The sequence below is a fragment of the Vibrio sp. PBL-C16 genome, assembly GCF_034321865.1.
In the GTDB taxonomy this organism is placed as follows: Bacteria; Pseudomonadota; Gammaproteobacteria; order Enterobacterales; family Vibrionaceae; genus Vibrio; species Vibrio alginolyticus.
Map to the genome: position 1 here is coordinate 1115438 of NZ_JAXLNY010000002.1, position 19447 is coordinate 1134884.

Consider the following 19447-nt stretch of genomic DNA (forward strand, 5'->3'; position numbering starts at 1 on the left):
TGACGTTATCTTTGTTTACAGGACGTGTTATGTCTGTTTGGTTTTTCGCTGCCATCACTCTGATGGGGTTGTTTATCGTACTCTTATCATTGAGTGCATCAAAAGTTAAACCTGCTCAATGGTTTGGCTTTTGCCTGTTAGTACTTGTCGTGACGAGTGCCAGTTTCTTATTGCTGCATCAAACACCGCCTAAACCAATACAAGCGGAAATGTCACGAATGATGACAGCTCGTGACATCATGAAAGAGATCCAAGACCAGTTGCGTGAAGATCCGAACAACGCTGAATTGTGGTTCCAACTCGGGCAGGGCTACCTGCTAGAGGGGGAATTTGATGGCGCGCTGATTTGTTTTGATTACGCGATCCAGCTGACTGAGCCAGTCAGTGCCACGCAACTTGCCGCAAAAGCGACGACCTTGTACTACATTCACCAGCAATCAATGACGCAAGAAGTTAGCTTGCTTTTGGAGCAAGCTTTGCAGATAGAGCCGCACAATGAAGCCGCTTTGTCTTTGATCGCAAATGATCATTTTCTGTCATTCCGATTTCAGGAAGCGATTGATGCCTGGGTACTATTATTAGATTCTAATGATCCAAATTTAGATAGGGTGCAAATCATTAACTCTATTAACAAAGCAAAAGAGCTGTTGTAAGCGTACAATTTAACAAGCAATAGAGGGAAAGGTGGGCAACGAATGAAAAATAAAGCACTAAGCATATTGGTTTTGCTGTGCGGCTCTGTGCTGGCGGGTTGTAGCTCTTCCGATCATTCTGGCTCTTCCTCTACGGTTTATTATTCATCGGGTTACTACGACCCGTGGTGGTACGATCATGACGACTACTGGATTTATTACTATCCGGGCTGTTGCGACAACGACGATGAATACAAAGAGAAACTGGAACAGTGGTGGAATGGTTTAGATGAAGACCAACAGCAATCCATCAAAGACAAAGTCGAAGATTGGAAAGACGATGATATGTCCGCCAATATCGATAACATGAAACGCCAGCTTGATGATCATTGGCAATCATTGCCTGACGAGCAAAAGCAAGAGATTCAAACCAAATGGGAGAATCGTCCGGAGCATATTGAACCAGCGACTTTACAAGGCAAGGCGGTGAAAGAAAAGGTTCAACAAAGAAAAGCACTGCCGGAAACGAAGATCCAGCGTCCAGTTGCTCGCCCAAATGTGCAGATACCTAAAGCACGTCCAAATATTCAGCCTAGACCGAGGCTTCCTCGTCGCTAATGTGTTTCCCTCTGTTTTCTATCAAACTAAGGGCGCAACGTACGCCCTTAGTTTTCTCTACTTAACCTTGTGTGATTGATACTGGTCAGTACGTGGCTTCACGCTCAGCCGCTGCTTTATCCCATTCTGGTGCCACCGTTTCTAGGAAGTGTTTCTTATCTGCGTTCATCTTTTCCATATCCATGCCCAGTGCTTGTTGTGCTTTCGCTTTGGTCGAGATATCTGGAATTTGAACAGGGTGAGTAATGCCTTTGGTTGCCAGTAAACGAACCAATTTGGTACGGGCGTCAGCGGCGCGGTCAACTGCAGTACCTAGTACTTCAAGTGCTATCTCAGGAGCATGCATGTGGACACCGTGAGAAGCAATCGCGTAGTCCCAACGCCATTGTGCATGGCGAATATCTTGTAGGATAGGTTCCATCTCTGCTTCTGTTGCACCTGCTTTCCACGCTGCTCCTGCTTCAAAGTGTGCCGCTACGATTTGCTTCTCGGCGGTTAGCTTCATGTTCAGTACTTGCGCTTTGCGAGTCGAGACGATGCCTTGTAGCTGCTCTTTAGTTTGGGTATGGCATTGCGCACAGGTGTCTTCAAAACGATCAAATGGGTTACCCACTTTGTGGTCTGTGTACACCGTACCGTCTTCTTTGGTCACTTTAGGCATGTGGCAGTCCACACACACCACTTTGTTTTTACCATGAATACCCGCTCTCCAAGTTTCGAAACCTGGATGTTGCGCTTTTAGCATCGGCGCTTTAGATACGGCATGCGTCCAATCTTTGAAATTCAACGCGTCGTAGTATTTCTCCATGTCATTAACGGTGGTGCCCATATCCCATGGGAATTTAACCGCCTTAGTTGGGCCGGTGAAGTAGTATTCAACGTGACATTGAGCGCAGACCGATGCTTGCTTATCTAGGCGAGACTGTTCATCAAAGTTTTTACCAATAGTATCAAAAGCACGCTCGACGTATGGGCGAGTCAGTGCTAGCGCAGGTTCGCCTTTCTTGAAGGCTTCAGAGCCTATGTTGTGGCAATCGGAACAACCGATAGGGTTGACGATTTCTGAGCCTAAGCGTGCCCATTTACCTTCGAAATAACCGTCTTCACCACGTTCATCAATCACGCGAGCAACGTCTGGGCTTTTACAGCTCCAGCACGCCATCGGCATAGGCCCGGACTTCTCGTCGGTTGGTGCGCCGGTACGTAAGGTTTGGCGAACATCATCAAGTGCGTAAAAGTGACCGCGCGCTTTGTTGTAGTCTTTCGCGAAGCCATAACCTGCCCACAGGATAACCATGTTTGGGTCTTCACTTAGAGCATCTTCAATGTGCTCACTTTCGGATGTTGCTTTCCAAGAATGGTATTGATCAGGGTGGTTCTGTTCAAAGACATCGTTACGAGGATCGATAAAATCCTTCTCTTCTGCCGCTAACGGAGCGTCAACCAAAAATAATTGGCTGGCGAATAAGGTCGCAACCGCAATAGGTGCGCTCATCCAGTGTTTTATGCTCACAGTGTTATCTCCATATTCGTTTTTATTAGCAGCGTTGTGAGGAGCTATTCCAAATAAGAACTGGAGATCTACGATTAATAATATTGCTTAATTGGATAGATGAAATAGTGAGTGAATCTTGTCTTGTTTTAGATCAATTTACACCAGTGATCTCAGTCATGTTTGAATTTATATACCTCTAAAGTGGTAGTTGTTAAGTCATTGTTCTGCAATGCTTTGGGTTTTTAACCTTTTTAAAAATAGGGTGATTTAGTTCGCTTTTTGAGCAGGTGTTTCTACCCCTTATGAATAATAGAGGTATTATAAATATAGGTTTAGCGTTGTGGCTTTCCGAAATAAGAATTGATGTCATTTGAAGATCTAAAAAATATCTTCAGAGGAAATTAATTGTCGCTCAAATAAATAATTGAGAATAGTTATCAATTATTATCGAGCTAAGGAAAGAACAATATGGGCAATATAAAATTGACCATAGAGACAATGCTGAAACTTCTCTTCGTCTTTGCCATCTATGGTTTCTCCATCGCCGCCCATGCGACTTCTTCAGAGCCGATTGAAGGTGCTCAAGCTGAGCGTCATCAAGTCGAGTTGATCCGTGACCGTGACTACAAGTGTCTGCAATGTCATAAGGATGCAAAAGAGACTCTGAACCTTTCGCATGACCCGCAAGCTCTACTCAGCCAAGGGAAGCAACTTAATTGCACCAATTGCCATAGCAACATTGGTCCCGACCATCGTGAAGGTGCGCCTGATGTGATTAAGTTTTCTGCCGCGCAATCGAAAGAGGTACACGACAAAGTGTTCCTTGATCCAAGCATGATTCTTAAAGCCAACGGCCAATGTGTGGATTGCCACGCACCGACACAGCTGAGAGAAAGCCACTGGACGCACGATGTGCACGCCAAAAACCTCACTTGTTCAAATTGCCACGATGTACACGCAGCGAAAACCAAAGCGTTGTCGTACGACAGAAAACAACTGATCAAGCAGTGTGTGGATTGTCACTCTGAATTTGCCGTCGAACCTGAACTTGCCAAAGAAGAGGAGAGATAGCATGAAATGTTCGAGAAGAAACTTTTTAGCCGGCAGCGGCGCGTTGATTTTAACTACAGGCGTTGCAGGCACTTCCGTTGTTAGCTCCTCTCTCTATGCCAGCAACAGTGAACAAGCGAAACGCATGGGTATGGTTCATGATGAAAATGCCTGTATTGGCTGTACCGCTTGTACCGATGCTTGTCGCGAAGTAAATAAAGTCCCTGAAGGCGTAACGCGACTTAAAATTCATCGCAGTGAACCGATTGGCGAATTTCCAGATGTGGAATACCAGTTTACTCGCGAATCCTGTCAGCACTGTGATAACCCACCATGTGTGTACGTTTGTCCAACAGGCGCTGCATACAAAGATGAAGCGACCGGCATCGTGGATGTGCACAAAGAGAAATGTGTCGGATGTGGTTATTGCCTTGCCGCTTGCCCTTACCAAGTGCGCTTCTTTAATCCAGTCGATCACTCTGCGGATAAATGTAACTTCTGCCGTGATACCAACCTAGCGCAAGGTAAACAGCCAGCTTGCGTGGAATCTTGCCCAACAAAAGCACTCATCTTTGGTGATTTGAATGACCCAACTAGCGAGGTGAGCAAAGCTATCGAAAGCCATGTTGTCTATCGCGATAAATCGCATTTAGGTACGCAACCTAAACTGTACAAAATTCCGCATAGCAAAGGGGAGGTGTCATCATGAACGGCTTCGAAAGTGCATTCCACTTTGACTCGTTAGTCTGGGATTGGATCATCGCGATTTACTTATTCCTTGCTGGGATGTCAGCAGGTGCGGTGATGATTTCTATCTATTTAAAACGCAAAGTGATTGAAGGTGATCCCGCAAACAACGGCATCATGAAAGCTATGGCTTGGCTTGCGCCATTTGGCATCATTGCTGGGTTGGCAATTTTGATTTTCCATTTAACCAAGCCTTTAGAGTTTTGGAAGATCATGATTTACTACAACCCAACGTCTGTGATGTCGATGGGCGTGATCTTGTTCCAAGTGTACATGCTGGTGCTGTTTGTTTGGATCGGCGTTATCTTCCGCCATCAAATCATCAGCTTTTGTGAGGGTAAGTTACCGAGCAAACTGTTGGATTTTGCCGATGGCATTTTGATTAAGGCGGGGAAAGCCAACAACGCAATTGAATTGTTCTTGGGCTTCTTAGCCATCGTGCTTGCAGCGTACACTGGCTTTCTATTGTCTGCATTGAAGACTTACCCAATGCTAAACAATCCAGTACTGCCAATCTTGTTCCTGTTCTCTAGTTTGTCCTCGGGTGCAGCGGCATGCTTGATGTTCGGCATCTTGGTGTTTAAAGAGTCGACCAGCAGCCCAAGTGTGTCTTGGGTGCACGGATTTGAACGCCCTGTAGTGTTGTTTGAGTTGTTTGCCTTAGTGACATTCTTTACTGGACTGATCTTCAGCGGTGGTCAGAACGAAGTCGCGGCTTGGAATGCTATTTCGAGTGGATTCTGGGCTCAATGGTTCTGGGTTGGCGTAGTGTTCATCGGCATGATTACGCCTTTGACTCTCAATTGGTTAACGCCTTCAGAAGTGCGCCACAAAGGCAGTTACGTTTTTGTGGTCACGACGTTGAGCTTGGTTGGCGTACTTATGCTACGTACTTTCATTCTCTATGCCGGTCAAATGACCATAGTGTAAGGGGGAAAAATGGAGGCTGAGCTAGGGTTCTTCTTACTGATATTGGTGGCTGTAACATCGACTTGTGCATCGTTGCTGCATTGGCTACGTCGTGCTATGTGTAAGAAGGCGACATTGCCGCATCAAGTCGCGATGTCCCACATCATTAGCTTAGCTTCCATCATTTGTTTAGCACTTCTGATCGTCTGCTTCGTGCAAGACAACTTCGCGTTGGAATATGTTGTTACGCATTCCAACAGTCAACTTCCCGTGGCGTTCAAAATTGCTGCCGCTTGGGGTGGGCACCAAGGCTCCATGTTGTTTTGGGTCGTCACCTTGAGTTTATGGGCGTCGTTTATTGCATTTAAGTCACCGCTCAACGCCCAATATACTTGTGACTGTTTAGGAATCATGAACGTTCTTATTGCGACATTTGCTTGGTTCACGTTAATGACCTCTAACCCGTTCGAGTATGCCCAAGTATTGGCGTCGGAAGGACGAGATCTAAACCCAATGTTGCAAGATGTTGGGCTTATCATTCATCCACCATTGCTTTATCTCGGTTATGTCGGTTACGCAGCAATATTAGCTTTTGCATTAGCAGCGCTATTGGGTAAACAACCGATGAGCGATTGGTATGTGGTTGCTCGAAGCGCAGCGTTTTTTGCATGGGGAACGCTCACGTTGGGTATCTTGGTGGGATCATGGTGGGCGTACAATGAGCTAGGGTGGGGCGGCTGGTGGTTTTGGGACCCTGTGGAGAACGCTTCTCTACTCCCTTGGCTTACTGGTACTGCTTTGTTGCACAGCGGTGTTGTCGCAACACGTAACAGAGGCGCAATTTGGAGCACCTATGCACTGGCGTTTGCTACGTTCAGCCTAAGCATTTTAGGGACATTCGTGGTGCGCTCTGGCGTGCTGACTTCAGTGCATGCTTTTGCGGTGGACCCAACTAAGGGTTTAGTGCTGCTTGGTGTATTGAGCTTGCTTATCATCATCACTTTTGGCGTATTGATTTTGCGAGGAGAACAACTCCCTCGCTTCAAACTTCAATCTCTAGCGAGCCGAGCTTACACTGCTTACATCGCCAAAGGGCTGCTGGTTATTGCGACTGCTATCGTTTTTCTTGGCACTTTTTATCCGATGGTTTATCAACTGCTCGGTTTAGGGAACATTTCAGTTGGCGCACCTTATTTTAATAGTCTGATCTTCCCATTAAGCATACTGGCTCTGATTTCCTTAGCTTTCACGCCGCTGCTGAAATGGACAAAAGGCACAGTGCCGAGTGTAAGCGCTGATATTGCGATCAGTATTGCGTTATCTCTTGTCTCTGGGATCGGGTTTATCTTCTTAGTGCACGCACTGCATTTCGAAGTATTGCTAACCATAACGTTGGCTACTTGGGTGATTGCGGCGCATCTCGTTATGCTGTTTCGTTGTTCCAATAAGCGCAAACTCATGCCAATCGTGATGGCACATATCGGTTTTGCGCTGGCGGTGAGTGGAGCTGTATTCAACAGTCACTACTCATATGAACACAATTTACGTGTCGAACCCGGCAGTTCTCAACAAAGGGCGGGGATCACTATCGATTATCATGGTATCGAATGGCTGGTGGGGCCAAACTACACCGCTGAACAAGGACAGATCACCTTGCACTTGGAAGATGGCCGCATGCTCAATTTCAACCCGCAAAAGCGTCATTACCCTGTGCGAGTGATGAATATGACCGAGCCTGCGATTCGTTCACTATGGCATGGCGATTATTACGTGACATTGGGTGACAAAGTCGACACTCATGCTTATGCGATTAAAGTTCAGTACCGCGCAGGCATTTGGTGGATATGGTCTGGCGGGCTATTAGCTGTGTTTGGTGCGCTATTAACAGGCCTAAAGAAAAGGAGAGAGGCTATCAATGCGATCGAGAAATACGCTTAAACTCGCAGGTCTCGTTGTGGCTGTTGCCGTGTTTGCTGTAGTTACTGCGGTGGCCTTGTCTGAGCGACCACATGTCGAATTGTCCCCACAACGAAATTTAGAGACACCTAATTTTCGCTCTACTTCTCTGATCTCTGATGACATAGTTTCTGAGCAATTGTTCAAAAGCGACGGATATAAATTATTGAATGTTTGGGCATCTTGGTGCGGGGTATGCAAGCGAGAGCATGAAGAGTTATTGCAGTTAGCAGAACTCGGTGTGCCTATTATTGGGCTGAATTATAGAGATCAAAAACAAGCTGCCCGTGAATATTTGAGCTCTAAACGAAACCCATATATTGAAGTAATTAGTGACCCTAATGGAAAGCTCGCTGTGGAGCTAGGTGTTATAGGAACGCCGGAAACTTACTTGATTGATCAAAATGGTCGTATATTGATCAAATATCGTGGAGAGCTAACGGCAGATAAATGGAACGATATATTTTCAGGATACTTGAATGTTTCGATTTAATAATCTTCTCCTCACTTTAATCCTATTTATACTATTTTCTCCTTTCACGAGAAGTGCGGATTTAGAACAGAATGTTGATCTGTTTGATTTTCATTCTGTTGAAGTGCAACAGCGTGCAACCTCGCTAGCCAAGACATTACGCTGCCCGCAGTGTCAAAACCAAAACCTTGTCGAGTCTAATGCACAGGCGGCCAAAGACCTGAGGTTGAAAGTGTATACGATGGCCAATGAAGGCAGCTCAGATCAAGAAATAAAGGACTATCTAGTTGCTCGTTATGGGAATATTGTTCTGTATCAACCACCATTAAATTATTCCACGGCGCTGTTGTGGATCTTTCCTGTGCTATTTTTGATCTTTTTTGTCTTATATTCGATCCGAATGGTGAAGCGTAATTAATGTGACCGTTATTCCACTATTAAAAATAAATTGTGCACTTAACAAGCAGAATGTTATCATTTTTCCGAATTTATGAAGTTTCCAGTATAAAGAAAATAAAAATTTTGAGCTGGATAAGTAATAAAAGAACGAAATAGGTGCACGCAGTGGATTCAGTTATATTACAACTTAAAAAAGACTTCTATTCGCAGATTCGTGCATTGCAATCACCGAACCTGCCTCAAGTTACTTCAACGCTCGCCGTGTTGACCGACGAGGAAATCCAAGAACTCGAAGCAGTTTGGATTGAACTCGCCGTTTGGAAGCGCAGTCAGACCCATTAAAAGATAGACCAAACGACCTTCTTGAAACCCCAGACAAAATTTGTCTGGGGTTTTTTATTGTAGTTTTTTTAAATTGTTATAATATAACAATTGTTCAGTTGGAGAGTGTTTCTCTTTTGCTGTCTTGAGTGGATAACTGCCCTCAATTGTGATCTCTATATTGCAAAATGCGGTATCAGTCCCCATAGTTGAAGAGCAACGAGTAAATCCCATGAATGCAATAACGAAAACGCATCAAGCGCATCAAGCAATAAATCGAGTGAGTATAGATATGGCGGAAGTACGTGCCAGAGTAGATTTTAAAGTCGGGGCAAAAAGTAACATTGATGCCGAAATTCTGTCTTTCCATGGTCTGAAGACAGACAAAGAGCATGTTGCTATTATCTTTAAACAAGCGGACCAAACTCAGGACATGCCTTTAGTTCGTATGCACTCTGAGTGTTTGACAGGCGATGTGTTTCACTCTTCACGCTGTGACTGTGGTGAGCAACTAGAAGAGACGATCAATCGCATGGGCGAGTCCGGTGGTATCATCTTGTATCTCCGTCAGGAAGGTCGTGGTATTGGTTTGTACAATAAGATCGATGCATACCGCTTACAAAGCCAGGGCATGAACACGTACGAAGCTAACAACCATTTGGGCTTTGATGATGACCTGCGTGATTTCACAGAAGCAGCACAAATGCTAGAAGCTTTAGGCGTGAATAAGATCCGCCTCGTGACGAACAACCCTAAGAAAATTCGTGAGTTATCTGAGTACGGAATTGAAATTGGCGAGGTTGTCAATACCTCTGCACATATCAAAGATGGCAACGAAAATTATCTGAAGGCAAAAGTCTCTCACGGAAAACATGACCTAAAGGTTTAATCCTAAAGATAAAACTGACAATAAAGTCTGTGAAAAACCTCATTTTTATGAGGTTTTTTTGTATCTGGAGTTGCAAATAAATTGTAAATTTGTATTATCTCGAGACTAAAGTGCAAATAAGAATAATTAGCACTACCAATACGATAATTGAAAAGCTCAACAAGGATGCTTCAGATGAATGCAAAAAAAGTTTTAGTCCAATCTATTGCTGCATCACTCCTCATTGCCAGTGGTTCTACCGTTGCTGCCACAGTAACTAAACAACAAGTAGTCGAACATTACGCGGACGTTGCCCATGCTGTATTTGCTGATTCAGTAACAACAGCGAAAGCGCTTGATGTGAAAATCGACGAATTTCTACAATCACCATCAGCGAAAAAGCTTGAAGAAGTAAAACAAGCTTGGCTAGATTCTCGCGTGCCTTACCAACAGTCTGAAGTTTTCCGTTTTGGTAACGCGATTGTTGATGATTGGGAAGGTCAGCTGAACGCATGGCCACTTGATGAAGGTTTGATTGACTACGTAGCGGCTGATTACCAATACGAATTGGGTAACGAGGGCGCTGCTGCCAACATCATCGCGAACACAAGTCTGCAGATTGGTGCTTCTAAACTGGACGTTTCAAAAATCACTCCAGAATTGCTAGCGGATCTAAACGAAGTAGGCGGTTCTGAGGCAAACGTTGCATCAGGTTACCACGCGATTGAATTCTTGCTTTGGGGTCAAGACCTAAACGGCACTAACGCGGGTGCAGGTCAACGTGCTTACACTGATTTCGTTGTCGGTTCTGAGTGTACGAATGGTCATTGTGACCGTCGTGGTGAGTACCTAAAAGCAGCCGCTAATCTACTGGTTCAAGACCTTGAGTGGATGGAAAAGCAGTGGTCTGCTGAAGTGAAAGGTAACTACCGTGAAGAGCTACTAAACGAATCTGCTGATAATGGTCTTCGTAAGATGCTATTCGGCATGGGTTCTCTTTCTCTAGGTGAGCTAGCGGGTGAGCGCATGAAGGTGGCACTAGAAGCGAACTCAACTGAAGACGAGCACGATTGTTTCTCAGACAACACGCATAATTCTCACTACTACAATGAGCAAGGCATCTACAACGTTTACACAGGTACATACAAAGGTGTAAACGGCAAAGAGTTATCTGGTCCAAGTATTGCTGATCTTGTTGCTCAAAAAGATAAGAAAGCGGCGAGCGAAATTCAAAAACAGTTTGATACAACACTTAGCCAAGTTGGTGAGCTAGTGACTTCTGCAGAGAAGAACAACCAGCACTTTGACCAACTTATTGCAGCGGGTAACGCACAGGGCAACGCGCTAGTAAACGACACCATCATGTCGTTGGTAGCACAAACCGGTGCGATTGAGCGCGCGGCAAGCATTGTCGGCATCGATAGCCTAAGCCCTGATACTGCTGACCACGAGTTTTAATAAGAAAACCATAATAAATAAGGGCTCTTTGTGAGCCCTTTTGCCGTTTGAGCTCGTTGTTATCACCCTTGTTGTCTATGTAGAGCAATGATATGAAGCCATACCTAATTTCTGCGCTAGCCGCGATCCTTTCTTCTTCTGCCATGGCTTACGATGTTAAGTCCGGTGGCAAAACCAGTGTTAAAAAAGACGGCGCGAATGCCTATTCTCTTCCTGCTGCTAACTTGCCAATGAGCAAACGCCTCGATTTTAGTGTCGGTAACAGCTTTTTCCGCAACCCTTGGGTACAAGCGCCAGCGTCAACAGACGCTCGTGACGGCCTAGGCCCGCTTTTTAATACCAATGGTTGTCAGAACTGCCACATCAAAGACGGTCGTGGTCATCCGCCAGAGAAAGATGATTTACATGCCGTGTCTATGTTAGTGCGCTTAAGCATTCCTGCGATGACGCCAGAACAAAAGAAAGCTTACATCAAAGATGGCGGCATACCTGAGCCGACTTATGGTGGCCAGCTTCAAGATTTCGCCCTGCAAGATCAAACGCCAGAAGGCAAAATCGAAATCACTTACACCGATGTCCCAGTGAAATTTAAAGACGGTACGACGGTGACGCTAAGAAAACCTCATTTGAACATTACCGATCTGGGTTACGGCGATATGCACCCTGATACCGAGTTCTCAGCACGCGTGGCACCGCCAATGATCGGCCTTGGTTTGTTAGAGAGTATTCCCGACGAAACGCTACTTGCTTGGGCTGATGAACAAGATGCCGACAAAGACGGTATCTCAGGCAAAGTCAATAAGGTGTGGGATATTGAGAAGGACAATTTCTCGATTGGTCGTTTTGGCTGGAAAGCAGGACAACCGACGTTAATGCAGCAAAATGCAGCAGCATTCAATGGTGATGTCGGTCTGACGAGCCATTTATTCCCAAATGAAAACTGTACCTCGAAACAAAGCATTTGTGACGACATGCCAAATGGCGGCAAACCAGAAGTGAGTGAAAATATTCTCGACTTCGTAGAGTTTTACAGCCAGCACTTAGCTGTACCTATTCGCCGTAATGTCAATGACCCTAACGTGAAACTTGGTCAGCAAATCTTTGCTGCGTCTGGCTGTGAAAGCTGCCACAAGACCAGTGTTAAAACGGCGAAACGACCAGAGTTACCAGCGCTTTCTGAGCAGCTTATCCACCCATACACAGACATGCTTTTGCATGACATGGGTGAAGGCTTAGCCGATAACCGTCCGGAATACTTAGCAAACGGCCGTGAATGGCGAACGGCACCGTTGTGGGGTATTGGTTATACCGAAGAAGTAAACGGACACACGTACTTTCTACATGATGGCCGCGCTCGTAACCTGATGGAAGCGGTGTTGTGGCACGGCGGCGAAGCTGAAACGGCAAAACAAAACGTCTTAGCACTGAACAAAAAAGAACGTGACGCATTGATTGCGTTTCTGAACTCTCTATAAGGAAGCAACCATGAAAAAAACACTGTTAGTGAGTACGATTGCCGCAACGTTAAGTTTGGTTGGTTGCCAATCGACCGTCGGTTCGAGCTCAGCCAAGCCTGAGAGTACAAGTCATATTTCTCAAAGCGTGTACGAGGTTGAGTTTCAATCAGCTCAGACGTTTTTAGCGCAAACCACAGAACTTGAACAGCGCTTCGCGGATTACTGCGCATCAGAGTCGAAAGATGATGCACAAGTAAAACAGCAATGGCATCAAACGATGCTTGCGTGGATGGCATTACAAGGTCAAGAACGTGGCCCTGCTACGGCGTTGGAGCAAAGCTGGAATGTTCAGTTTTGGCCAGATAAAAAGAACACCACTGGTCGTAAAATGTCTGTACTGACGAAATCTGATCAAGCTTGGAGTGCAGAAGATATCTCCACCCAAAGTGTCACCGTGCAAGGTTTAGGTGCATTGGAATGGCTGCTTTACGATAAAGCGTCGACCTTATCTAGCAATAGCAATACCTGTGCGACAGGTGTTTCGATTGCAGAAAACCTCGATAACAAAGCGCAGATCATTGCGGATTCTTGGGCAGAGAATCCTTGGAAATCGCTAGAGATGACGGAATGGGAATCTGAGTACATTTCACTGCTCTCTAATCAGCTTGAATACAGCATGAAGAAGTTGAGTCGACCGCTAGCGAAGATTGGTAAGCCTCGCCCGTATTTTTCAGAGTCATGGCGTTCAGAAACTTCGCTTTCAAACCTAAAAGCCAACCTACAAGGGATGGAAGCGTTGTACTTTGCTAACGGAAATGGTCTAGATGCGCTACTTAGAGAGCAAGGCCATGCAGATCTCGCAGACCGTGTTGTTCATCAGTTTGAAATAGCGTTAGAAACTTGGCCAGAAGATAAGAGCTTGTTTGCTGCACTACAAACAAAAGAAGGCTATCGCATGGTGCTTGCTCAATACAATAAGCTAGAGCAATTGAAGTACCTGATTCACGAAGAAGTGGCAATCGAGCTGGGCGTGGTTATAGGATTTAATGCAACCGATGGTGACTGATCAAACCCGCCGAAACTTACTGAAAGCCGCTCTATTCGGGGCGGCTACACCTATGATGCCATTTGGTTGTGCTTCAACAAGCTCACGTGAGCCTGCGTTGATCGGCTGCTCTATCATTGGCCGAGACAAATTCGCAGCGGTGGTGGCGGATGAGCATGGTATGCCGCTATCTTCATTGCCGATTCCTGAGCGTGGTCACGGTGTGGCAACAAACCAACAAGGCCACGCCGTAGTCTTTGGTCGTCGACCAGGTACTTTCTTCATGGTGTTTGATTATCGCTCAGAGCAGATGATCAAACTGCAGCTGGCAAAACCAAATCGCCATTTCTATGGGCATGGCGTTTACTCCCATGATGGCACGTTGCTATTTGCCACAGAAGGGGAGAGGGGGACAAGTCGTGGGATCATTGGTGTTTATGATGTGCAGAAGCAATATCAAAAAATCGATGAGTTAACAGGCTTTGGCCTTGGCCCTCATGAAGTGATCATGATGCCTGATGGCGCATTGGCGATTGGCGTCGGTGGCGTACACACTAATGGCCGTGAACCTCTCAATCTTGATAGCATGAGACCGAGCCTGAGTTACCTTTCACAGGAAGGGGAGCTACTGGATCAAGTGTCTTTACCGGATCATAAGTTGAGTATTCGCCACTTAGCCCATGATGGTGCGGAAACCGTGCTTTGTGGTCAGCAATATCGTGGTGAGCCGGACGAGTATCCAGCCTTGATCGCCATGCACAAGCGTGGTGGTGAAATGCAAGATCTTCAAGCTGAACCTGAAGAGTGGGCGCGTTTCAATCACTACGTTGCGAGTATTGCAGCAACCGATGAATGGATCTTAGCCACTTCGCCTCCAGGCAGTTGTTATGGTATATGGTCTAAGTCTACGGGCAAATTGGTCGAGCTAAGTGCGTTACCAGACGCTTCTGGTGTTGTGATCTACGGTGATGAATTCCGAGTCAGTTCTGGAGCGGGAAAAGTGGTAGAGCAAAGGCCTGAAGAGTCAAAAAATACCTTCGCAAGCGGTGTGCAATGGGATAACCATTGGTCGAGAATTATCTAGAAAGATCATTGAGTAATTACTTATAGAGAGTTTTGTTGTCGTTTTCGGCATCAGATTCTTAATTTTAAACCTGCAAGCTGTGAGATATTTGCCATACTTTTTATTATGGCAAGTAGCGCAAGGATCATTTCAGTGTTTGCTAGGGTTTTAATCATGACGGCACTTCTGGTGCCGTTTTGCAGCTTTTCCACCGTCGTTTCTCTCGAAGCTTCAGCGCAAGTCGAGCAAGAGGGAGCGGTACAAAAGCTGTCTGTAGAAAAAATGATCCATTATCCAGAGGTGATTGATCAACTGTATCAAAGCACCAATTACCGTTTGAACTGGGAAAATGAAAGTGATATTGAGCAGTTTCTTTTTCAAGTAAACCTGGTTGCACTTGCGGATGTCACCGATGAATTCGAAAATCAACTTCACCGGATAAACCAAGTAAGGTGGCAGGGAGATAATCTCGACTTCGATTTAGTGATGACAGATTCACTCTTGATGTACCTTAGTTATCTTGAGCAACTCCCCGAAGAAGGGATTAATTGGCTATTTACAGACAAAGCCCATGTTACGTTACCCGCTCCTAGCATCGATACTTTATCGGTTCTGAGTAATGAGATTACGGTTGGCAAACTTGGTCAGTTTTTGGCAAGTCTCCGGTCTCCATTACAAACAGATGATGCTTTCTACTCCGCCTATTCTTCGCTATCGGAACATTCTCAGTACCAATATCCTGCCTATCAACAAACTGGGCTAGCACGTGTTGGCGATATATTAGAAAACAGACCCCTATTGATTGAGCGAATGGAGATCGTAGGCGTAGATGTTTCTTACTTGGATTTAGTCACTGAAGAATATGACGAACAATTAGAGCTTGCGATAAAAGAGTTCCAGCGTATTCATGGTTTGAAAGAAGATGGCGTTATCGGCCCGAATACCATTCGATGGATCAACTTTTCTCCTCAAGAGCGATTGCATCTGCTGGCGTTGAATTCTGAGCGTTCAAGAATTTGGTCGAAAGAAAGGGATAATGTTGTCTTTGTTAATGTGCCTGGATACGAAGTCACGTATTGGCATGACGGTCAACCCTTGTTTGAGTCTAAAGTTGTGGTAGGGAGAGCATCAAGAAAAACGCCCATCATGTCGGTAGCACTGGATTCAGTTATTCTCAACCCAACTTGGAACGTGCCTTGGACTATCATGGTTAAAGACATTATTCCTAAAGTAAAACGTAATCCGATGTATTTGATTAACCATAACATTCAAATCATTCGGTCTTGGACTTCGAACGAAATTATTGACCCTACAACCATCAATTGGGCAACGGTGAATCCGAGAACATTTCCTTATCGTATGCGACAGGCGTCGGGCTTACAAAATGCACTGGGATTGTACAAGTTCAATATGCCTAACCCACAAGCTATTTATTTGCATGACACGCCAAGTAAGAACTTGTTTGAACAGGACAGACGCGCATTCAGCTCAGGATGTGTTCGTGTAGAACATGCAGACCAGTTAGCAGAACTTCTGTTCAAAACTCAGGGGTTGGAAGAACGTTTAGCGAAAAAGCGAGAAAGTTCTCGTCGGTCTAACACGTCAGTTCCTTTGGGAGAGCGCATTCAAGTACACATCATTTATCAAACAGCATGGTTGGAAGAGGGAACGCTTTACTACCGTGATGATATCTATAAGTACGATCACCGCAGTTGAAATCTTTAAGGAAAATTTACAAAACGAAGAATTCTCTTTTCGTTCAATAATTAATCAATAATTACTGCATCTGAAAATCAAGATGGAGCATTTTATGCGTTTGACGTGACAAATGTGTTTGGTTAATGTCCACGACTTGTCTAGTTGTTGAGCACTGTATTTTGAAATGGTAAGTCGTAACTTTTCCCGCCGAGATTTCCTTAAAATGACCGCTGGTGGTGTGGTGTTGGCGTCTGCCCTGCCATCATTTTCTTGGGCTTCACTCCCTGACGAGCCACGTGCGCTGGCGATGAACAATCTTAATACTGGAGAGATCCTCGAAACATGCTATTTCGATGGAAAACGATACATTAATGATGAACTTCAAAGGCTGAGTGAGTTTTGTCGAGACCATCGACGAAATGAGGTTCATCCCATGGATAGACGCTTGTTCGATCAAATAAGTCAAATTCAAAAGTTAATTGGTACAGAAGCAGAGGTGATCGTCATTTCAGGTTACCGTTCTCCTGCCACTAACGCCTCGCTGCGCAACGGGTCTTCTCGTGTAGCGAAAAAGAGCATGCACATGGAAGGAAAGGCCATTGATTTTCGTTTAGACGGCGTGAAGCTTTCAACGGTCCGTGATGCTGCATTAAGCCTAAAAGCCGGTGGCGTGGGTTATTATCCAGGTAGTAACTTTGTTCATATCGATACGGGAGCTGTTCGTTCCTGGTAGTGCTAGTTGAGACAAGGTTTCTAGTCTCAGAACGTCGTCGATTACCCACAGTTCAAAGCTTGAAGTCGCTAGGCCTTAGTGTCATAGTTGCGGCAGTTTTCACGCAAATTTATTCGGTATAGGTTATCTATGGCTCTGAAATACCAAGTTGTTCCAGTAACATCTTTCTCTCAAAACTGTTCTATTGTCTGGTGTGACGAAACCATGAAAGGTATTGTGGTTGACCCAGGCGGCGATGAAAAGCAGCTCGCTATGCTTATCAAAGAGCTGGGTGTTGACGTGGTAAACCTAGTGCTAACACACGGTCACTTGGACCACGTAGGTGGCACGGAGCCGCTGTCTGCACTGCTTGGCGGTACAGAGATTGTTGGCCCTCACAAGGCAGATAACTTCTGGTTGCAAGGTTTGGAAGGTCAGAGCCAAATGTTTGGTTTCCCGCTGACAGAAGCGTTTGAACCGCACCAATGGCTAAATGAGGGTGACACTGTCACTTTTGGTAATCAAGTGCTGAATGTATTCCACACACCTGGTCATACACCTGGTCACGTTGTGCTTTACAGTGAAGAAGCGCGTTTAGCGTTTGTGGGTGACGTTTTGTTTAACGGTAGCATTGGTCGAACTGACTTCCCACAAGGTGATTTCAATACGTTGATTAGTTCTATCAAAGAGAAATTGTGGCCTTTAGGTAATGATGTCACGTTTGTCCCTGGTCACGGCCCTCAATCGACTTTCGGTCATGAGCGTAAAACTAACCCGTTCGTTGCTGACGAGATGCCGCTTTACTAAAAGTGCGTGTACTAAGCATTATTCTGGCTCGGCGGCAGCTAAGTATCGCCGAGTCAGTCCCACAAAATCCTCAGCCTCACGATCTAGATCACTTGCTGATATAAATAGATCATAGCCATAAAAGCCTCTCTGATACTTCATCCGGTTGGCGAGCATCGCTAACAAACCTTTGTACTCAATCCCATCTCTGTTTATATACGGTTTAGGGTCAAGCACCATATCCTCAAACTTATCTTCACACTGATTTTGTTTTGCGCCTAAGTAAAGCAGTGCTCGCTGGCTGAGGAGAATTTCTGTCGCTATACGAGGGCAGATTGAATTTAAGTAGGGTGAGTAGTGTTTTAGACGAATACCGATCCAAGGTAGCGGTTGGTGCCACCCTTCCTGTTGGTAGCTACAAATACCGATTGACTCAATATTTCGCCATCTGACGACCCAACCCCCTTTAAAAAGGTGTTGCTGAAAGTGAGAAGCTGTCAGCGTAAAAGTGACTTGGCTTTTCTTAATCATCAAGATGGCGAAACCAACGATTGCAGACATCAAAATGACCGACAACATGGCTTGCTTCCATCCCGGAGAAATGGCAACCAAAAACAAAGTGATGAGTGCAACGAGTAACAAAAGTATTCTGTTGATAGGGGAGTCGGGTTTGAAATGTGAATTTGTTAGGTGCAGCGTTTCCATGCTTATAACCTCATCGAATACTTGTTCAAAAATAAGTGGGCAGCTTTATGTGCATTGACTTGCATTTAAAATAAAACAAACCTCTGTTTTTATACCCAGTATTCAATAAATCCGTTCATAAAATATCTGATTAAATAGTAGACGTTCTATGCTTTGAGCGCATTTTTCATCGCGTTTCGCCGCTAAAACCTACAAATTGCTTGTGAATTTTGGTATAAAACGCGCTTCAAATTTTCATCCCTGCTGAGATGCAGTGAACTGGAGAAATATTCAATGAGACTTGCTCATAAGCGTAAAGTGCAGATGAAACTGCAAAAACGCATTAAAGCGACAGTAGCAAACTTAGCTGCAGCACCTAAAGCAGTGAAGCCTGTTGCGGAAAAAGCAGTAGCACCTTCTGTTGCTGAAAAAGCTGTTGCGGAGAAAGTAGTAGCTGATAAAAAAGTAGCTGCAGTGAAAACAGTTGATGTTGCCCTTACTCCTAAGCAACAACAAGTATTAGACATCGTTATTGCGAATGCTGAAGGTATTAACCCTAAAGGCATCGGTCTAGCTGCAGGTCAAGAAGATACTAAAGCGGCATCATGGGCTACTGGCGCACTAAAGAAGCTTCTTGAAGAAAACCTAGTTCAAAAAGAGCAATTAGCAGGTAACAAAGTTATCTACAAAGCAGTTTAATTACCACTACCGTTCTAGATTGAATACCTCGGCCGATGCCGAGGTATTTTTTTATCTTGGTATTGGAAATAATGCATTAAGTACTGACTTTAACACTACCAATAAGTGGTTTGTCACATTTTCTTAAATACTATGTAAATTTTTTGGCAGAAAAATACGTACGTATTGTCTTTTATTTTTATTCATAGATAAAAATATAATTTATTGATTTTGCTATTAACAGTCTTTTGTCATGACGATTATCCTACGTACTTGTACGTAATACCTTAGGCTAATGCCTTATTGATGAATTACTCGCTTCCGTGTTCATGCCCATTTCGCATTAGACAACATTGTTACATCTTTTATACCGAATACAGCCAATCCTAATGAAATGGA

At 44.8% G+C, this 19447-nt stretch carries 20 protein-coding genes; 18 read left to right on the forward strand and 2 right to left on the reverse strand.

The features are described 5' to 3' along the window. Positions 1-29 precede the first annotated feature (29 nt). Positions 30-653, forward strand: a complete 624-nt coding sequence (locus tag UQW94_RS13390) for a tetratricopeptide repeat protein (protein ID WP_054701274.1) — start codon at positions 30-32, stop codon at positions 651-653. A gap of 42 nt (positions 654-695) precedes the next feature. Then, entirely contained in the window at positions 696-1250 is a 555-nt protein-coding gene (locus tag UQW94_RS13395; protein WP_054701243.1) for a hypothetical protein, read from the forward strand. A gap of 85 nt (positions 1251-1335) precedes the next feature. Here UQW94_RS13395 and nrfA read toward each other — a convergent pair whose 3' ends face one another. Continuing rightward, positions 1336-2763, reverse strand: a complete 1428-nt coding sequence (gene nrfA, locus UQW94_RS13400) for an ammonia-forming nitrite reductase cytochrome c552 subunit (protein ID WP_322142274.1) — start codon at positions 2761-2763, stop codon at positions 1336-1338. Positions 2764-3213: 450 nt separating this feature from the next. On the opposite strand from nrfA, the gene nrfB reads away from it, so the two are divergent. From nrfB to UQW94_RS13475, 15 genes are all read left to right on the forward strand, one after another. Continuing rightward, positions 3214-3816, forward strand: a complete 603-nt coding sequence (gene nrfB, locus UQW94_RS13405) for a cytochrome c nitrite reductase pentaheme subunit (RefSeq protein WP_053306575.1) — start codon at positions 3214-3216, stop codon at positions 3814-3816. Position 3817: 1 nt separating this feature from the next. Beyond that, complete coding sequence (gene nrfC / locus UQW94_RS13410) at positions 3818-4504, forward strand: cytochrome c nitrite reductase Fe-S protein (RefSeq protein ID WP_017636123.1); 687 nt, start codon at positions 3818-3820, stop codon at positions 4502-4504. Continuing rightward, positions 4501-5472: a cytochrome c nitrite reductase subunit NrfD gene (nrfD, locus tag UQW94_RS13415; RefSeq protein ID WP_322142275.1), complete on the forward strand. Its 972-nt coding sequence runs from the start codon at positions 4501-4503 to the stop codon at positions 5470-5472. Before nrfC ends, nrfD begins: the two co-directional genes overlap by 4 nt. A gap of 9 nt (positions 5473-5481) precedes the next feature. After that, a complete protein-coding gene (locus UQW94_RS13420) occupies positions 5482-7389 on the forward strand; it encodes a heme lyase NrfEFG subunit NrfE (RefSeq protein ID WP_322142276.1) in 1908 nt (635 codons plus the stop codon). Continuing rightward, positions 7367-7900, forward strand: coding sequence for a DsbE family thiol:disulfide interchange protein (locus tag UQW94_RS13425; RefSeq protein WP_054577026.1), 534 nt, complete (start codon positions 7367-7369; stop codon positions 7898-7900). Before UQW94_RS13420 ends, UQW94_RS13425 begins: the two co-directional genes overlap by 23 nt. After that, a complete protein-coding gene (nrfF, locus tag UQW94_RS13430) occupies positions 7887-8297 on the forward strand; it encodes a heme lyase NrfEFG subunit NrfF (RefSeq protein WP_085569796.1) in 411 nt (136 codons plus the stop codon). The genes UQW94_RS13425 and nrfF overlap by 14 nt, the downstream gene beginning before the upstream one ends. Positions 8298-8443: 146 nt before the next feature. Then, positions 8444-8620, forward strand: a complete 177-nt coding sequence (locus tag UQW94_RS13435; RefSeq protein WP_020480909.1) for a hypothetical protein — start codon at positions 8444-8446, stop codon at positions 8618-8620. Between the two features lie 271 nt (positions 8621-8891). After that, the gene (locus UQW94_RS13440) at positions 8892-9488 is read left to right on the forward strand and encodes a GTP cyclohydrolase II (RefSeq protein WP_025767283.1); all 597 of its coding nucleotides are present in this window, start codon (positions 8892-8894) and stop codon (positions 9486-9488) included. A 174-nt stretch (positions 9489-9662) separates the two neighbouring features. After that, positions 9663-10925: an imelysin family protein gene (locus tag UQW94_RS13445; RefSeq protein WP_322142277.1), complete on the forward strand. Its 1263-nt coding sequence runs from the start codon at positions 9663-9665 to the stop codon at positions 10923-10925. Positions 10926-11017: 92 nt separating this feature from the next. Next, positions 11018-12400 carry a di-heme oxidoredictase family protein gene (locus UQW94_RS13450; RefSeq protein ID WP_258489714.1) on the forward strand — a complete coding sequence of 461 codons (1383 nt, stop codon included), beginning with the start codon at positions 11018-11020 and terminating at the stop codon, positions 12398-12400. Between the two features lie 10 nt (positions 12401-12410). Further along, positions 12411-13448: an imelysin family protein gene (locus UQW94_RS13455; protein WP_322142278.1), complete on the forward strand. Its 1038-nt coding sequence runs from the start codon at positions 12411-12413 to the stop codon at positions 13446-13448. Further along, positions 13429-14511: a DUF1513 domain-containing protein gene (locus UQW94_RS13460; RefSeq protein WP_322142279.1), complete on the forward strand. Its 1083-nt coding sequence runs from the start codon at positions 13429-13431 to the stop codon at positions 14509-14511. Before UQW94_RS13455 ends, UQW94_RS13460 begins: the two co-directional genes overlap by 20 nt. 153 nt (positions 14512-14664) lie before the next feature. Further along, on the forward strand, positions 14665-16206 hold the full coding sequence (locus UQW94_RS13465) for a L,D-transpeptidase family protein (RefSeq protein ID WP_005376852.1): 1542 nt from the start codon (positions 14665-14667) through the stop codon (positions 16204-16206). 166 nt (positions 16207-16372) lie between these two features. After that, a complete protein-coding gene (locus UQW94_RS13470; protein ID WP_322142280.1) occupies positions 16373-16921 on the forward strand; it encodes a DUF882 domain-containing protein in 549 nt (182 codons plus the stop codon). Positions 16922-17050: 129 nt separating this feature from the next. After that, the gene (locus tag UQW94_RS13475; RefSeq protein ID WP_005376855.1) at positions 17051-17707 is read left to right on the forward strand and encodes an MBL fold metallo-hydrolase; all 657 of its coding nucleotides are present in this window, start codon (positions 17051-17053) and stop codon (positions 17705-17707) included. A gap of 18 nt (positions 17708-17725) precedes the next feature. Here the strand turns inward: UQW94_RS13475 and UQW94_RS13480 are convergent, their stop codons facing one another. Next, complete coding sequence (locus UQW94_RS13480; protein WP_005376857.1) at positions 17726-18391, reverse strand: DUF2982 domain-containing protein; 666 nt, start codon at positions 18389-18391, stop codon at positions 17726-17728. Between the two features lie 273 nt (positions 18392-18664). Between UQW94_RS13480 and UQW94_RS13485 the strand changes: the two genes are divergently transcribed. Continuing rightward, complete coding sequence (locus tag UQW94_RS13485; RefSeq protein WP_047103233.1) at positions 18665-19069, forward strand: hypothetical protein; 405 nt, start codon at positions 18665-18667, stop codon at positions 19067-19069. Positions 19070-19447 lie beyond the last annotated feature (378 nt).

Excerpts from the sequence above, each read along its gene's own strand:
- UQW94_RS13470 (WP_322142280.1), top strand. The coding sequence starts at position 16,373 with ATGGTAAGTCGTAACTTTTCCCGCCGAGATTTCCTTAAAATGACCGCT.
- nrfF (WP_085569796.1), top strand. The coding sequence starts at position 7,887 with ATGTTTCGATTTAATAATCTTCTCCTCACTTTAATCCTATTTATACTA.
- UQW94_RS13425 (WP_054577026.1), top strand. The coding sequence starts at position 7,367 with ATGCGATCGAGAAATACGCTTAAACTCGCAGGTCTCGTTGTGGCTGTT.
- UQW94_RS13450 (WP_258489714.1), top strand. The coding sequence starts at position 11,018 with ATGAAGCCATACCTAATTTCTGCGCTAGCCGCGATCCTTTCTTCTTCT.
- UQW94_RS13390 (WP_054701274.1), top strand. The coding sequence starts at position 30 with ATGTCTGTTTGGTTTTTCGCTGCCATCACTCTGATGGGGTTGTTTATC.
- nrfC (WP_017636123.1), top strand. The coding sequence starts at position 3,818 with ATGAAATGTTCGAGAAGAAACTTTTTAGCCGGCAGCGGCGCGTTGATT.
- UQW94_RS13465 (WP_005376852.1), top strand. The coding sequence starts at position 14,665 with ATGACGGCACTTCTGGTGCCGTTTTGCAGCTTTTCCACCGTCGTTTCT.
- UQW94_RS13480 (WP_005376857.1), bottom strand. The coding sequence starts at position 18,391 with ATGGAAACGCTGCACCTAACAAATTCACATTTCAAACCCGACTCCCCT.
- UQW94_RS13455 (WP_322142278.1), top strand. The coding sequence starts at position 12,411 with ATGAAAAAAACACTGTTAGTGAGTACGATTGCCGCAACGTTAAGTTTG.
- UQW94_RS13420 (WP_322142276.1), top strand. The coding sequence starts at position 5,482 with ATGGAGGCTGAGCTAGGGTTCTTCTTACTGATATTGGTGGCTGTAACA.
- UQW94_RS13460 (WP_322142279.1), top strand. The coding sequence starts at position 13,429 with ATGCAACCGATGGTGACTGATCAAACCCGCCGAAACTTACTGAAAGCC.
- nrfB (WP_053306575.1), top strand. The coding sequence starts at position 3,214 with ATGGGCAATATAAAATTGACCATAGAGACAATGCTGAAACTTCTCTTC.
- UQW94_RS13475 (WP_005376855.1), top strand. The coding sequence starts at position 17,051 with ATGGCTCTGAAATACCAAGTTGTTCCAGTAACATCTTTCTCTCAAAAC.
- UQW94_RS13485 (WP_047103233.1), top strand. The coding sequence starts at position 18,665 with ATGAGACTTGCTCATAAGCGTAAAGTGCAGATGAAACTGCAAAAACGC.
- UQW94_RS13395 (WP_054701243.1), top strand. The coding sequence starts at position 696 with ATGAAAAATAAAGCACTAAGCATATTGGTTTTGCTGTGCGGCTCTGTG.
- UQW94_RS13440 (WP_025767283.1), top strand. The coding sequence starts at position 8,892 with ATGGCGGAAGTACGTGCCAGAGTAGATTTTAAAGTCGGGGCAAAAAGT.
- UQW94_RS13445 (WP_322142277.1), top strand. The coding sequence starts at position 9,663 with ATGAATGCAAAAAAAGTTTTAGTCCAATCTATTGCTGCATCACTCCTC.
- nrfD (WP_322142275.1), top strand. The coding sequence starts at position 4,501 with ATGAACGGCTTCGAAAGTGCATTCCACTTTGACTCGTTAGTCTGGGAT.